This is a genomic window from Geoanaerobacter pelophilus (assembly GCF_018476885.1).
In the GTDB taxonomy this organism is placed as follows: Bacteria; Desulfobacterota; Desulfuromonadia; order Geobacterales; family DSM-12255; genus Geoanaerobacter; species Geoanaerobacter pelophilus.
This window is the reverse complement of sequence record NZ_JAHCVJ010000007.1, coordinates 124,836-139,888: the sequence shown is the minus strand read 5'-3', so window position 1 is coordinate 139,888 and position 15,053 is coordinate 124,836. Positions and strand designations below refer to the sequence as shown.

General features: G+C 53.0%; 16 protein-coding genes. 2 read left to right on the top strand and 14 right to left on the bottom strand.

Going from position 1 to position 15,053, the window contains the following annotated elements; translation table 11 throughout:
* Positions 1–44 precede the first annotated feature (44 nt).
* The 10 genes from merA to KI809_RS16395 all read right to left on the bottom strand — a co-directional run bounded on the left by merA (position 45) and on the right by KI809_RS16395 (position 8,738).
* The gene (gene merA, locus KI809_RS16440) at positions 45–1,460 is read right to left on the bottom strand and encodes a mercury(II) reductase (RefSeq protein WP_214172674.1); all 1,416 of its coding nucleotides are present in this window, start codon (positions 1,458–1,460) and stop codon (positions 45–47) included.
* Between the two features lie 48 nt (positions 1,461–1,508).
* Positions 1,509–2,438, bottom strand: coding sequence for a tRNA (adenosine(37)-N6)-dimethylallyltransferase MiaA (miaA, locus tag KI809_RS16435; RefSeq protein WP_214172673.1), 930 nt, complete (start codon positions 2,436–2,438; stop codon positions 1,509–1,511).
* A gap of 84 nt (positions 2,439–2,522) precedes the next feature.
* The gene (locus KI809_RS16430; protein ID WP_214172672.1) at positions 2,523–2,882 is read right to left on the bottom strand and encodes a hypothetical protein; all 360 of its coding nucleotides are present in this window, start codon (positions 2,880–2,882) and stop codon (positions 2,523–2,525) included.
* A gap of 149 nt (positions 2,883–3,031) precedes the next feature.
* Positions 3,032–3,745, bottom strand: a complete 714-nt coding sequence (locus tag KI809_RS16425; RefSeq protein ID WP_214172671.1) for a cytochrome b/b6 domain-containing protein — start codon at positions 3,743–3,745, stop codon at positions 3,032–3,034.
* Between the two features lie 68 nt (positions 3,746–3,813).
* Complete coding sequence (locus tag KI809_RS16420) at positions 3,814–4,854, bottom strand: cytochrome-c peroxidase (protein ID WP_214172670.1); 1,041 nt, start codon at positions 4,852–4,854, stop codon at positions 3,814–3,816.
* A 158-nt stretch (positions 4,855–5,012) separates the two neighbouring features.
* Positions 5,013–5,375 carry a hypothetical protein gene (locus tag KI809_RS16415; RefSeq protein ID WP_214172669.1) on the bottom strand — a complete coding sequence of 121 codons (363 nt, stop codon included), beginning with the start codon at positions 5,373–5,375 and terminating at the stop codon, positions 5,013–5,015.
* Between the two features lie 174 nt (positions 5,376–5,549).
* Positions 5,550–6,857, bottom strand: a complete 1,308-nt coding sequence (locus tag KI809_RS16410; protein ID WP_214172668.1) for a DEAD/DEAH box helicase — start codon at positions 6,855–6,857, stop codon at positions 5,550–5,552.
* 181 nt (positions 6,858–7,038) lie between these two features.
* Positions 7,039–7,734 (bottom strand): Bax inhibitor-1/YccA family protein, encoded by a 696-nt coding sequence (locus KI809_RS16405; RefSeq protein WP_214172667.1) that lies wholly within the window; start codon positions 7,732–7,734, stop codon positions 7,039–7,041.
* A 21-nt stretch (positions 7,735–7,755) separates the two neighbouring features.
* Positions 7,756–8,046: a putative quinol monooxygenase gene (locus KI809_RS16400; RefSeq protein ID WP_214172666.1), complete on the bottom strand. Its 291-nt coding sequence runs from the start codon at positions 8,044–8,046 to the stop codon at positions 7,756–7,758.
* Positions 8,047–8,141: 95 nt separating this feature from the next.
* Positions 8,142–8,738: a hypothetical protein gene (locus tag KI809_RS16395; RefSeq protein ID WP_214172665.1), complete on the bottom strand. Its 597-nt coding sequence runs from the start codon at positions 8,736–8,738 to the stop codon at positions 8,142–8,144.
* Between the two features lie 225 nt (positions 8,739–8,963).
* On the opposite strand from KI809_RS16395, the gene ylqF reads away from it, so the two are divergent.
* On the top strand, positions 8,964–9,806 hold the full coding sequence (gene ylqF / locus KI809_RS16390) for a ribosome biogenesis GTPase YlqF (RefSeq protein WP_214172664.1): 843 nt from the start codon (positions 8,964–8,966) through the stop codon (positions 9,804–9,806).
* 246 nt (positions 9,807–10,052) lie between these two features.
* On the opposite strand, the gene KI809_RS16385 is transcribed toward ylqF, so the two are convergent.
* Positions 10,053–10,310, bottom strand: coding sequence for a hypothetical protein (locus KI809_RS16385; protein WP_214172663.1), 258 nt, complete (start codon positions 10,308–10,310; stop codon positions 10,053–10,055).
* Between the two features lie 314 nt (positions 10,311–10,624).
* Between KI809_RS16385 and KI809_RS16380 the strand changes: the two genes are divergently transcribed.
* A complete protein-coding gene (locus KI809_RS16380) occupies positions 10,625–10,867 on the top strand; it encodes a hypothetical protein (protein WP_214172662.1) in 243 nt (80 codons plus the stop codon).
* A 40-nt stretch (positions 10,868–10,907) separates the two neighbouring features.
* Here the strand turns inward: KI809_RS16380 and pcnB are convergent, their stop codons facing one another.
* The 3 genes from pcnB to KI809_RS16365 form a co-directional block, all read right to left on the bottom strand.
* Entirely contained in the window at positions 10,908–12,308 is a 1,401-nt protein-coding gene (gene pcnB, locus KI809_RS16375; RefSeq protein WP_337833331.1) for a polynucleotide adenylyltransferase PcnB, read from the bottom strand.
* A 65-nt stretch (positions 12,309–12,373) separates the two neighbouring features.
* A complete protein-coding gene (locus KI809_RS16370) occupies positions 12,374–14,287 on the bottom strand; it encodes a UvrD-helicase domain-containing protein (protein WP_214172661.1) in 1,914 nt (637 codons plus the stop codon).
* Positions 14,288–14,344: 57 nt separating this feature from the next.
* Positions 14,345–14,959 carry an acyl carrier protein phosphodiesterase gene (locus tag KI809_RS16365; protein WP_214172660.1) on the bottom strand — a complete coding sequence of 205 codons (615 nt, stop codon included), beginning with the start codon at positions 14,957–14,959 and terminating at the stop codon, positions 14,345–14,347.
* Positions 14,960–15,053 lie beyond the last annotated feature (94 nt).

Below are 15,053 nucleotides of genomic sequence, written 5' to 3'. Positions count from 1 at the left end.
CGGTTTCATGGATTAAGCGAGGATAATTTGCAACCATGGAGAGATCATTCAGCGCAGCAGGAAAGGCGGGTAATGTCCCGTGAGAACCCCTGGGCACAGAGCCGCAGCCCTTCACTCATTGTGGGGTAAACCGGCAGGGTAGCGGCAATATCATCAATTGTGGCATGCAACCGCAGCGCCAGAGCAGCTTCATTGATCAGCTCTGCGCCCCGATGACAGATCAGATGAACACCGAGGAGTCGCCCGGAAGGCTGGTCAGCCACCATCTTGATCACTCCGGATCGATGGCCGGTAACATGAGCCTTGGGAATGGTTGAGACCGGTATGACATTTACTGCCGTAGTAAAACCGGCTTGTCGTGCGCTCTCTTCGGTATGACCGACCAGCCCCAGTTCCGGGTCGGTGAAGATCGCCATGGGTGCGGTCAGATAATCCATCGGGCAGCCACAACCGGAGTTGAACATGTCATCGACGGCAACGACTCCTTCGCGGGCACCAATGGTGGCGATCATCATGCCGCCGGTGACATCGCCGGCGCTCCAGATGCCTGGTGCAGAGGTGCGCATATGGCTGTCGGCAATGATAAACCCTTTCCTGTCCAACTCGACTCCTGCCAGTTCAAGACCGATGCCAGCAGTTGCCGGAGCAGTGCCGACAGCAATAAGGAGCTTTTCACCGGTAAACTCCTGACGAACCCCGGCAACATCGGTACTGACCGTTGTCATCCCCGCAGAACCCTCTACCGAGCAGATTGCCGCGTTAAGGACGATCCGCAACCCCTCAGCGATCAATACCTCCTGCAAGGCCGCAGACAGCTCCGGCTCAACCGACGGCAGGATACGAGGGCCATGTTCAAGGATGGTTACCGAACAACCTAACCGGTTGAACATCTGTCCCAGTTCTACAGCAATGGCACCGCCACCGATGATGATCAGTGACTTCGGCAGGCTCTTCTGCAACAGTGCGGTCCTGCTGGTAAGAAAAGCTATGTCTTTCAAACCGGGGATTGCCGGAATGCGAGGAAAGCCGCCAACAGCAACCAAGAAACGGTCGGCATGGTAACGCTGATCAAGTAACTCTATGGTCTCGGGATCAAGAAAACGTGCCGTCCCCTTAACTAGCTCCAGACCGGGAACACTTTGCAGAACATCAAGATAGCGCTCCTGGCGCAGGTTGAGCACAGCCTGCTCGCGGTGCGCTGCCAAACGTCCGGCATCGACACCCTCCTCCCAGGAACCAAGGCCGATAGCTGCAGCCAGGCGGGCCTCGTGACTGAAAAGCGCGGCATGGATCATGGTCTTACTGGGGATGCACCCCCAGTTGATGCAGGTCCCGCCAAGAACGCTTTTTTCAACCATTAGAACTTTTGCCCCGTAGGAGGTTGCATGCAGGGCAGCGGCAAAAGCAGTCGATCCAGAGCCAAGAATAATCAGGTCATGTTTTTTCTGGTGCTTTTTCATGAATAACAGTCTAGCAAATGAACCGGCCACTGCAAACGCAGGATGAGGTCAGCAAGGATGAGGGTCAAGGGGTGACTGCTCCAAAATTGCCAGGGCTTGGGCAATCGGATCACCCTCGCCGTCAAGCCAGTTAATGACAGTGCCATTGCGCTCCATTCGCCGGAACCAGTTATCCTGGCGCTTGGCAAAGTCGTGAATGGCGCTGTTCAGCTTCTGAAACAGGTCGTTGCGGTTCAGCTCTCCGCGCAGATGCCGGGCAACGAAGCGGTATTCCAAACCGAAATAGTCGAGCCGCTCCCAAGGAATACCCGCATCATGCAGCTTTTTGACCTCATCGACCATGCCTGCTGCCAGCCGCTCCTTAAGCCGATCAGTTATTCTCTTACGGAGCGTTGTTCGTTGCCAACGAATGCCGAAGATCAACGGCCTGATTTCCGGCAGGGGCTCCGGCTTATTTCGCTGGGCATGTTCTGCGATCTCAATGGCCCGGATCAGGCGCTCGCGGTCTAGCATGTCAGTAGTATTGTGGGTTGAGGAGGCAGCCTGAACCAACCGTGAACAGAGAGATTCCAGAGGCAGCCCAGCAAGTTCTGTCCGCAGTGCCTGATTTTCCGGCACCTCGACAAGCTGATAACCATTGAGTATCGACTCGAGGTAAAGCCCGGTACCGCCGACAAGCACCGGCACTCTGTTTCGGGCCTGGATATCAGCCATTGCCTGCAGGCATTCGCGCTGAAAATGAAACACACTGAACTCTTCTGATGGGTCGCGAATATCGATGAGGTGATAAGGCAGGTCACCATAATCAACGATGTCTTTACCGGTGCCGATATCCATAGAACGGAACACCTGACGAGAGTCGGCGGAGATGATCTCACCGCCGATCAACCGGGCAATGGCGACGCCGAGCTTTGTCTTCCCGGAGGCGGTCGGACCAAGGACAACAACAAGATTGATCGCGTTATTATTGTTTAACACTGGAGCTCCGACTTGGCATAAAATGGAAAAGCCGCTCCACAGGGCGACTTTTCGGTATTAACCGCAGCTGCTGAATTAGGACCTTCAGCAAAGCGGGTTGCCACGGGTTTCCACATCATAGATATCGAGCAGCATTTCCGGGGTCAGCATGCATTCATTAACATGCTTGCCGGTTTTCCCCTCATGAATCCACTTCACTACATCGCCGCTCTCCCCGTGCGTTACGTTGAGCCGTTCTCCAGTCACCCGTTTCACTTCATTGAGCATCTCTTCCAAGGTAAGCAGTTCCACACCACCAATCTCTTCCTGAGGCGAGAGATTTTCCAGGAATCTGTCAAGTAGATCATAGTCAACAAAGTCATTCTCTTTCCGCCACCAGCGAACAAAGCGATGCTCAGTCGTTACATTTTCGGTAACCAGCCCTCTGACATCCAAGCCTCTCATGGCACGCCTCCTTTCCGCTAATCCCTTTGGCATCAACTCAATACTTATCCTCTTCTGCTTACAGTATACATCAATTTACTCATTAGGGATAAATGGATAATATGACAAAAGCCATTGAGAACGGGTTACAACCAATTGGTTTGCAATTGTCAGTCGTCATCATGCTCCTGCTGGTCGCCCTGTTTTTCGCTTTTGCCCAACTGAATCAAGGTGCCAGACACAGGTACTTCGAGTTTCTTGGTTGAGAAATCATAGTTTTTTACAATCGCGGTGCTCCATCCGCCCATCAGCACAAGTAACACCAGGGCGACCAAAGAATGAGCCGAAGGAATACTTTCACTGTCTAGCCCCATCTTCCTCCCGGTCAGCATACTGAGCACCACATTCTCCTTGTGCACCACAATATGGGACAGCACTCCGAGCAGATGCGCTCCAATGACCGCCAACAGGCCGAATGATACCATCTCGTGCAGTTCTTCGAATATCTCGCTGCCAGGCATCAATAATCCGGAGATAACGGAACCGGGGATGAGTACCAGCATGGCAAAAATTGCGAAACTTGCCGCCGGATTGTGGCCGAGATAGCGCTTTGAGTTGTTGGTCATGACGCCGATCAGATAATCCACTGCTGCTCTGGGTCTATACAAAAATGATTGAAAGCGACTGTACCTGGTTCCGATTAATCCCCAAAGCAAGCGAAAAATAATGAGCGGCAACAGCATCAGGCCAAGCAGCATATGAAAGTCAAAGGCCCGGCTATGTTCAGGCGCTCCAAGAGCCAGCGCGATTGCAGCAAGGCAACAGAGTGATAGCAACCAATGGAATATCCTGATCGGCAAGTCCCAGACAAGGACAGGTTTCATTTTGAGACTCCTGATAAGTAATTACAGCAAAGGGAAGGGAGGCACCATCCCCCCCTTCCCTGCCCCATCTATTTCAGTAACGGTTTCGGCGTACTATCAGAATTGACCGGCAAGATCGGATACACGACTTTTGGTTGTTTGCCGTTCAGGGTCTTGAGAAACGCCACTATTTTCGCATCATCCTCAGCATTCAAGGTGATCCCCAGCTGAGAAGAGCCCATGACTTTTACCGCATCACTCAGGGTCCACACCTTGCCGGAATGGAAATAAGGAGGCGTCAGCTCGATATTGCGCAGTGATGGCGACTTGAAGACATATTTGTCAGCTGCGGTATTAGTAACCTTAAAGCGCCCGAAGTCATCAACCGGCCGGGCCGCGGCATCGGGGTCCTCTTTGACGCCAAAGGGGAAGTATCCGGTACCGCCGATATTAACCCCGTTATGGCAGGTTGCGCATCCTTTAGCCATAAACAGTTTCAAGCCGTCATGTTCTTTGGCAGAAAGCGCTTTGCGGTCCCCTTTGAGATAACGGTCAAAACGAGAATCAGGGGTAATCAGTGTTGCCTCGAACACCTCTATGGCGCGGGCCATGTTGTCAAAGGTAATGGGGTCCTTTTCCCCGGGGAATGCCTTCTTGAACTGCGGCAAATATCCCGGGATGCTCTTGAGGGTTTCGACAACACGTTCCGGCTTGTTGTTCATCTCTACCGACGCCTGTACCGGTCCTTTGGCCTGGGCCTCCAGATCTTTTGCCCGGCCGTCCCAAAACTGGGCAATATTGAACACGGCATTCAACACTGTCGGGGCGTTACGCGGACCTTTCTGCCAGCCGTGACCGACCGATGTTTCCTGAATGTCCACTCCGCCAAGCCCAACGTTGTGGCAGGTATTGCAGCTGATCAGGCTTGATGACGACAGGCGTGGGTCAAAAAAGAGCATTTTGCCAAGCTCGATTTTTGCCGGGGTTGCAGGGTTATTCTTCAGAACCGGGGGTTTTGCCGGTACCGGCTTAAATACAGCTTGTGCTTGGCTCAGGGTGTCGTCTTTGCCCCAAGCAACGCCTCCTGCAAGCATTAACACCATGATGCTACTAGAAATTTTCAGCTTCATCTTAAAACCTCCTTTTTCTTGGTTAATGTCTTTCCGGAAATGCCGGATAAGACATAGCGATTCCCTGCAGCAAAAAACCGCTTTTGCTGAATGAAAATGCTAGCTCGCAACCGGCAGCAAACTCTCGATGGTCAGGAACGGATGATGAGTTTTGCTACTCAGACGAGAAAAGTTGGGGTAACTATTTTTGGTGGAGAAAATATCGGGAGAAATATCAGCGGGAGAGCGTGATCGAAGGTGGCAATGAAAAGCCTCCCGACTCTGGTGGTGACTGACAGTACTGCGGCACCGAAATAGCCCGGGTATTCCGGGCTGTGGAGATCATTAAACTCTATAGTATCAGCACCAGTGCCGTCACATTCAAGGGAAAGGCCTTGAGAATTATGGAGCGGCTGCACCTGCCCGGCATCGGCGCTGATCTGAAGCAAATGAGAAACAGGCTCTGCCGCTGAACAGATAAAAAGTACCAGGGCAAGCAACTGTAGCCAGAAAACATCAGAACAGCGATATGATAAAACCATAAAATGTCACCAGGACAATGTGATTAAACCGCTCATTTTATTTATGGCCAGCATCAACAACAATGCAAACAAGACTTACAAGGTCTTATTTATCACAGAACCATCAGATGTCAACAATTATTTCCAATATGCCTGATTGATCGACAGTCTTTCTTCAGACATCAGGCCTATCGTTCAAGCCCTCCGCCCCCGCCGTCCGGTCTTGGGAGCGGGGCGTTCGGCTACTGCCTTTTTTCGGCGAGGAACAGCGGCTTTGATATCCTGTTGCACCTTGTCTCTGCTCTTGCGCGCCTTGACCTGTTCCTTAACCTGCTTGGCCTCCTTGGTCTTTACACTCCGCCGGGATGCGTATTGAGGAAACTCTGCCAGCGTCTTGCGAGGGATGGCGTATTTGAGCAGTTTCTCAATGGCAACCAGCAGCGGCCGCTCTTCAGGAGCAACCAACGACAGGGCTACCCCATCCTCGCCGGCCCGGCCGGTGCGGCCGATCCGGTGCACATAATCCTCGGGCACCTGCGGTAGATCGTAGTTCACCACTTGAGGCAAGCGTTCGATGTCGAGACCGCGAGCCGCCACATCGGTCGCAACCAGTACGCGCCACTCCCCCCGCTTAAATTCTGCAAGAGTCCGCGTTCGTATCGACTGGCTCTTGTTGCTATGTATGGCTGCGGCCTTGATCCCGTCGTAGAGCAGCTCTTCGGTCAGCTTGTCAGCTCCGTAGCGGGTGCGGGCAAAGACCAGAACCTGCTGCCAGCCTCCAGAGCGGATCAGGTGTGAAAGCATCTCCCGCTTACGGCTCTTTTCCACCTCATAGATTGTCTGGATAACCGCATCGGCAGTGATATTCTTCCGCTCCACCTCGATTCGCCGCGGCTTATCGAGGAGTTCATCGGCCAGTTGCTTGATGCTCTGCGAATAGGTTGCTGAGAACAGCAGCGTCTGCCGCTTCGGTGGCAGATACTCTGCTACTTTGACGATATCGTCGATAAATCCCAGATCGAGCATCCGGTCAGCCTCGTCCAAAACAAGGAACTTAATCCGGGAAAGATTAATCGTGCCCCGTTCCGCATGGTCCAGCAGCCGCCCCGGCGTTGCGACCACAATATCAACTCCGCGATGTAGCCGCTCGATCTGGGCCTGGATGGTGACCCCGCCGTAGATCATGGTCGAACGCAGCGACAGGCGCCGCGCATAATTGTTCATTTGCTCACTGACCTGAGCGGCCAGCTCGCGGGTAGGCACCAAAACCAGGGCGCGCGGGCGGCGCCGCTTCTCTACTGGTATGTTTTCCCCGAGCATCTGTACAATCGGCAGGGCAAATGCCGCAGTCTTGCCGGTACCGGTCTGGGCGCCAGCCAGCAGGTCGCATCCCTCGAAAATCACCGGAATCGCCTCGCTTTGAATGGGGGTTGGCGTTGTATACCCCTGGGCGGCAATAGCACTCAGTAGTTCGGCACGGAGACCAAGAGAATCAAAAGACATTATTCAAACTCCTTGTGGACACGATTCAGAAATGGATTATTAAGATAGTTTATCGCAAAAAATAAAAACCACAGGGTCGCCCCTGTGGTTCAGAAGTTCTTCGTGTATAGCACGCCAACCCATACGGCGACAATGGCTTTTTAATCAGGCAAAGGTCAGACACTCACCTGATTTACGGATGTTAGCGACGATCCCCGGTAAACCTGAGCAGCATGAGAAACAGGTTGATAAAATCGAGGTAGAGAGTCAAGGCGCCGAGGATCGCAGGTTTTCGCCCTTCAGTCCCGTACGCTGCCATCTCCTTGATCTTCCAGGTATCGTAGGCTGTCAGTCCGGTAAAAACAATGACTCCGATACCGGATAGCACCCAGGAAACCGTACTGCTGCCGACAAAGATATTGACAACAGAGGCGATTACTACGCCAATCAACCCCATAAACAGAAAGCTCCCCCATGAAGTCAGGTCACGCTTGGACATGTAACCATAGATGCTCATGGCTCCAAACATGCCGGCAGTAATCACGAAGGTTGAGGCAATCGAATTGGCGGTGTAGACCAGGGCGACAATCGACAGGGTTACTCCGTTGAGCGCCGAATAAGCGACAAACAACAGGGTTGCGACCGACGCGCTCAGGCGATTGATAGCGCCCGACAGAGTAAACACCAAAGCCAGCTCGCCGATCACCAACCCGAAGAACAGCAGCCGGTTTCCGGTAATTGCCTTGATGAGCACTGGCGAGGAAAGAGTGACCAGCGCCATAAAGGCGGTAATGGCCAGCCCGGCTCCCATCCAGGCGTATACCTGGCGGACAAGGGTGTTCTGCCTGACTATCACCTGCTCGGCAGTGCGATTATAGCTGGTATTCCATTCATTCATGATGATGCTCCTTGATATCTGTTATGCGACCAGGGTCATTATATGCACGGCTTTCTCCGCAACCATGTCTTCAACGGCACTCAGGTAGTTCTTGAAGTGATCCGTGTTCATGTGCTTCTCAAGACACGCCCTGCTCTCCCAAGTTTCGTAAAAAATAAACACGGCGGGATCGGCATTGTCCTGATGGAGTTTGTATTCAAGGCAACCATCTTCTTTCCGGGTTGGCTCAACGAGCTTCAGCAGCTCGGTTTTGACCGCGCCAATGACATCCTTCTTTGCTACGACTTTTGCGACAACGGTTAAATATACCATAGTTCCCTTCCTTCCAGGTGTATATATTCGCAAACTACGCGTTGGGAATCAGGTGGCCCGCCACTCCTTTTTCCAGACAGCTTGCAGCAACTCTTTCAGGCATTCACCTTCGGTGGTTTCATCACCCGACTCAGCCGGTCAACTCTGCCATGTCCTGCCCGAATTATCTCCTGGCAATCGGTAAAGATCGCCTCAGCGATTGCCACTCGTTGCCGAATCTTGGCAATAGGCACCCGGCTCAGCTCAAACCGGCTCAGTGTCACCAAATGCCTGCCACCAAGAGCTCTGGCGCCGACAAATCCGGGTAATCGCCCGAGAACCTTAAGAGCATAGACGACCGCCGGGTTCACTTCGGCGGTAACAATTGCCTCACAAAAGAACTCGTAGCAAACAGGCGGTCGGCCCACCTTAAGCCTGCACCCCTGCGACGAGAGCCACCCGCGACCTTCATCGAATGCCCCGACGTCCTGCCCGGAAACAGCCGCGATGATCCCAAGCCAATAACTATCGACAGACTCCCGGCAAAAGCGGACAGCGCAACAGCATTCTCTACAGAGTCGGCACACGGGTTGACAGGCAGCGGCGACAGCACCGTTGATCCTAGCTTCTAATTCGCTGTATAGTCTTGCTACAGCAAGCAACTCAAGGGAAAAGTCGTTAAGGTCAAGACAATCAGCTGGTTGTGTATTCATATTCGCCCGAGCCGCAGTCATCGGGAGATGACCGGAGTTGTGACCTGCTCTAAATTTTATCTGTATATCTCATTCTTGTTCACAAGAACAGTTCCTTATTCGCACGAACCGGGTTACTATAAAAAAACACGGCGATAACCGTCATTTCTGATATCGCATCTATTGGAAAATGCGCGACCAGTTGCTATCAATGGGTGCAACTATAATCACAAAGGAATGTTTTATATGACGATACAATGGTTTCCCGGACACATGGGCAAGGCGCTGGAACAGATCCAGGACCTGATCAAGCGGGTAGATGTGGTGATCGAGGTTCTGGATGCCCGGCTCCCCAACTCCAGTTCCAATCACCGGCTGGCTGAGCTGCGACGGACCAAGCCCTGGATTAAGATTCTGAATAGACACGACTTGGCCGACCCGATCGTAACAAAGGCCTGGGTGCGAGAGTTGGAATTACAAACCGGGGTGCGGGCGCTTCCCATGTCTGCAAAGAAGCATGCTGACACCAAGCCGCTGATCAAGCTTTGCCAGGCAATGGCCCCAAAGCGGGGCAAGCCAGGCTTTCCGGTTCGCACCATGGTGGTAGGGATTCCCAATGTTGGGAAATCCACCCTGATCAACACCCTGGCTGGGAAAAACATGGCAAAGGTGGGTGACCGGCCAGCAGTAACCACCACTACCCAGCAGATCGACCTGCGCAACGGCATTGTCCTTTCTGATACACCGGGGGTGTTGTGGCCGGATATGAGCGATCAGAACGGCGCTTACCGGTTAGCCGTCAGTGGCGCCATCGGCGACAACGCCATGGACAGTGTCACTGTCGCGACTTTTGCCGGCGAATACCTGCTAGGGCGTTATCCCGAACTGCTGCAAACCCGTTACGGATTGCAAGCCATCCCCGGCTCAGCCAATGACCTTATTGTGGCTGTGGGTCGCCGGCTGGGGTGCCTGGCCAGTGGCGGGGAGGTAGACCTGAACCGGGCGTCGGAGGCATTATTGCGGGAGCTGCGTGCAGGTAAGATCGGCCGGATCAGCTTTGAAGAACCAACAGCAGAGACAGCTCAGTGAATGATGACAACTCAAGAGCACCATGTCCGGCTCAGAATTGCAGACAACAACACTTTGTCTCCCTTTTTACCAGTGTTGTTGTTATACTTAACTTGCGAGTGATATGATTTGCTTTGGGCCGTCAATGAAAAGACGGCTTCTTTTTGCCATCGTAGTTTTCCCCAAGACAAACCACCAATAACAACACCCCTGCTAGCGTGAAGCTGACAGGGGTGTTGTTATTTCAACTATCTCACGGAATGGTGGTCAGAGCGCTACATAATGCCCTTCCGCTTTCAGCTTTTCAAGAATCTCGGAGTGGTTATTTGTATCATTTTTAAGGGAATGTCCCTGCAGCATAGCCAAGGTAGTCTCGTAGCTAACTCCGTTTTTACGGCACCAGCCCATAACGCTCAAACCGGTATTCCGAATATTATTCATTACCTCTCTGCCGTTCATATTCTTTATTTCATCGATCATCGTAGCTCCAACTTTCTGCCGTTCCCGGCCATGCAAAACTTTCATGAAAAAGCCCCTGTTTACAAGGGGCTGAAGATTCTTTTTCGGTGCCGTCCGTTAAACTATTGCCTCAGTGACTGTTTTTTACAGCGTGAGAGACTCTATTGAGATAACTAGCAGAAATTGACTTTACTTCGGCAAGCACTGAATGTCCAACTTTTTTGGCAAGAACCGAAAGAATCTGTGACCGCAAACTCGTTTTCCCTTAGTGTCGGAGTCACTTGTTGCCCGCCTCATATTCTTCGGGAATAAGGGGAGAAGGACACTTATTAGCTTGGTATTATTTGCCATTTGGCATATTGTTGAGCAACGAGGTGATTATGGACAATATCAAAACAGCTGTAGATACAAAAGAATTGGTACAGAGGATCAACAGGGTACTGGCAAAGAACCGCCACCGCCTTGTGATGTCGCGCAGCCTGAGTGAAAAGTCGAATCTGGGCGACTGGTATATTATTAGCACCTCTACAAAAGCGGTTACGGATTATTACAGTGATATCGTCGCGCTGGCCAGTGAAACTAACGTGTTGATGCCTCATGAATACTTCAATAAGGCGATCTGATCCAGAACTGATTGCATAAGGCGACCGGCCCCGGCTTTAGCTATGTCCCTTCTATCTTACTTTTAGCATTTGGGTTTCGCCGCCGGCGCCGTCTTTTTCTCTTCCGTTGCGGCGCCTCGTTTTCTTCGGCAAGTCCTGGCAACGGTACCGGCGCCTCCTGCCTTGACTGAGCCACCCACCAGTCGAGCTGTTTGCCAACATCTTTTTTGTCACCGTGGGTTATCCGGCAGTATTCAATAATGTCATAAAAATCGTGACGGGCAATGAACGACTCCGGTCGGCGACCTGGGATCTTTTTCAGGCGCAGCTGCTGGCTGATGATATCGCGGAGCGCGATGCCGACACGGTTCATGATCATAACAGTCGGGCAGGTTTCGCCCATAAACTCCGCGATTGCCGCGTTGACGCTCTGCTGCCAGGGCGCACCCTGGCGACGGAAACGCTCCGCCTTCGCGTCGAGATATTCACCGAAAAGAAGGGCCAAGAGGAGCGGTGGCGAGACCTTGCCTCCCTGTTGGATGCGGGAATCAACGCAGTTGAGCATTGCTCCGAACCGGGTATGGGGAAAGCTTTCGTTTTCAGTGCCGAGCCAGCTTGAGAAAGCCGGGAAAAGCGCCGCAAAGAGCCCGGTCTGGCTGAGGAGGTCGTAACACTTCGCCCCTTCTCCCGAGAGGAGAAGTTTGAGCATTTCGTCGTAGAGACGTGGCGGCGCCGCCCTGACAATGGTATCAGCAGCTGCTACCAGCGCCTTCCTGGTTTCTTCTTCAATGGTGAAGCCGAGCTGCGCGGCAAAACGCACTGCCCGCAGCATCCGTACCGGGTCTTCCTGGAAGCGGACATTTGGATCGCCGATGGTGCGAATAATGCCGGCACCTAGATCGGCGAGACCGCCGGTGTAGTCAATAATTGAGAAATCAGCAATATTGTAGGAAAGCGAGTTGACGGTGAAGTCGCGGCGCAAGGCATCCTCTTCAGGAGTGCCGTAAACGTTATCCCGCAGAATCATGCCATCGTCGTCCTTCAGCATCCGAGCATCCCGCTGCCGGTGCCCCGCATCATTTGCGTCATTCGGCTCGGGCTCTGGCTCGTTCGAAGCCTGGGCTCGAAAGGTTGACACCTCAATGATCTCATCTTTGAAGTGGATATGGGCAAGGCGAAACCGCCGCCCGATAAGCCGGCAATTGCGGAACATCCGCTTAATCTCGCCTGGGGTGGCATTGGTTACCACGTCGAAATCCTTCGGCTCTCGTCCGAGCAAGAGGTCACGCACGCAGCCACCGACGAGATAACCCACAAAGCCGTTGTCTTTCAGGCGGTAGAGCACGCGCAGGGCGTTCGGGCTCATAAGCTTGCGGGAGATGCCATGTTCCTGCCGGGTGATGACCACCGAGCTGTTCTGTTCCTTTTTCATCCGGTTACCGAAACCTTTAATGGTTGTCACGCAGTTGAGAATCCTACTAATCACAGTTCCAGCAGATCGACCATGTCTTAAAGACGGCCACTACCTTAAACCAACCCGGTGGCAAGCTCACGCCAGTATACGATGTCCAGACGCTTGCATGCGCGGGTAACACACACATAGAGCAGGTTGCGGTCCAGCGCAGACTTTCTGAAATCCTTTGTATTCGGGTCGTAAAGGATCACGTTGGCGAACTCCACCCCTTTTACCTGGTGGGCGATGGTGACCAGGGCACCCGGCTCAAAGGTCAGCTCGCCCGGTTCATGCAATCCCTTGATGCCGTGTAACGCCTTATGGAGCATCTTTTCGTCCGTCTTTTTCTTGCAAATGACCGCAGTCAGGCTGTTCGGGTCCTCGGTCACCAGCTGCTCCACAAGCCGGCGCAACGTGATAAGGGCGTTCTCCTCATCAGCTGCCTTGTGATACTCAAGGACGCCGGAATGCCTGCCGACCTGCTCATTCTCCCGACTGCTGATCCTTGCAGCCAGCGCCATGATCTCCTTAGGGCAACGATAGGAAACAGACAGGGCCTCGTTGCTTACCCCTACCTCCCTGAGATTGTTATGGAAGATATCAAAGTCTGCCGCATCGACCCAGGAGAGGATCTTCTGTTTGCTGTCTGCACTGAGGGTGATGCTATTCCGCTTGTCCGTTGCCGCGAGGATGGCCTCAAGCTCCAGGAGCGAGAGGTCCTGGCCCTCATCGACGATGATATGGGCGTACCAGCCGAGGGCATCGCGAACCGGCCCCTCCTTCTCGCGCAACTGGCAGAGCCTTAACAGCACACTCACGTCAGCAAACGACACCGCCTGGCTTCTGACCGCATAACGCCGCCGCAGCTCGCCCAGAAACGCCTCTTTCTCATTCTCACCTTCGCCAAACATCGCCTCCAGAACGTAAGGCTGGCCGTAAAAACGCCACAGATCCTGAATCGGCTCCGGCTCCTGCACTTCCTGGACATAGCGGGCGAGCAAGCCTGAGAGCTTTGACGATTTTTTTTGCACGGTCAAGGTATCGGTAATAACCGGTTTGATAACCTTGCCCGTCAGGGCGGTGATGGCGCTCAGTGCCCAGGCGCTAAAAGTGTCAACCCTGGTACTGCCGAGCAGGTCTGAGGAAGTCTGTCTGACGTAGTTGCGGAGCACCTTGTTGAACATCAGCACCAAGCAGCGGTCAGGCGTGAATCTGCCGGGATCGTTGAACTGCAGGCATGACAGCCGATGGAGACTCACCACCGTCTTGCCGCTGCCAGCGCCACCGGTAATCAGGGTACAGCCATCAGTGGCTTCCGAAGTAATCATCTGGAACTGGTCCGGTGAGATCAGAGAAACGATATCCACCATCCGGTGGTCCTGGTTCGCCACCTTGGTGTCGGTAGTCGTATGATACTGCTTATCGTTCTTCATCCACCCGCCACCGGTCAACTCGTAAAGGTCTGCGCCGGATTCAATGCGGCGCAGAGACCGTTTCGCTATCTCTACGGTGTCACGCCGGGTTATCTCCCCTTCCCGATCCTTGCCCTGAATCGTTTCAAGATACTCCTCGCCAACTTCGTAGTCATAGAAAAAACGCGAGATCGGCGCCTTGCGCCAATCGACGATCAATGCCCGGTTGTCATGCGAAACAAACCCTTGCTTGCCTATGAGATATTCTTTTGCGCCGATCCGCTTATCAGTGTCTTTGATCCCAACAACCCCGAAGTACGGGCTATCGATCATCTGGAAGGAGGTAAGATACTTGGCAGGATCAAATTTATCGTTTTCGATGAGCTTGAAGGTCAACGAGTTCTTTTCACGCCAGCTAACCGAATCAAGGCGTGCCTTCTCCAGTTCAGCGGTGTAGGCATAATGATTGGCGATCTTAGCCTTGTTCTGCCTGGCAGTCTCTTCGATCGAGGAGAGCACGTCAGTCAGGCGCTGCTGCTCCTGAATGACTATGTCAAATTGGGGGCTTTTGCTCATACGCAGACCAAAACAATCCTGTCATTTCTTGAAAATACGGAATCCGGCAACAGGCTGTTATCCAATCAATGGGCTGATTATGTTCATCGCGGGATTTGAGTTCAGCATCTCATCGCTAAAGCTTCGTACCTGGGGCATAAAGCCATGGAAATCGGCACGAAGGGCTTCGTAATGCCGCTCCAGCTCCACCTCACCGCCGGCAAGCGGGTTGGCACGTTTCAACCTTCTGGACATCCGGGTCAGTGCGCTGCCTATGCCGCTCACCTGGCCATAGGATGGAAGAAGCTCATCGAAGATTATCGGCACAACCTGTTGCAGCCGCTCCGGGAGCTCGTCATTGAGCCTGGTTATAATTGCCCTGCTCCGGTTTAGATAGCTATCGAACGATTCTTCCGACCAGTTGTCCCACTCAGCCACCAGGAAATGATCATAGAACAGGTCAATCATTACTCCTCGATACAGGCCGTAATGAAGGTCAAGACGACGCCGGCTCTGCTGAAACAGCTCTGAACGGCTGGCAAACGAGTCTATTTTCCGGTGGAGGTTGATCCCCTGCCTGATGCGTTCAGGGAACCTTTCTGCCAAAGGACCTTTGACAAAATCACCCATGAAGTTGCCGACAAGAATCTGGTCATCATCGCCGGAGAGGAGCATGTGAAAGAGAAAGTTCATGAAATGGCTAATTGAAGCTGGAAGATGTAACCCCGGGTTGATGAGGCTATTGCTGAATACTCAAAGGCAGTTTCGATGAATGCCGCCCTAACCC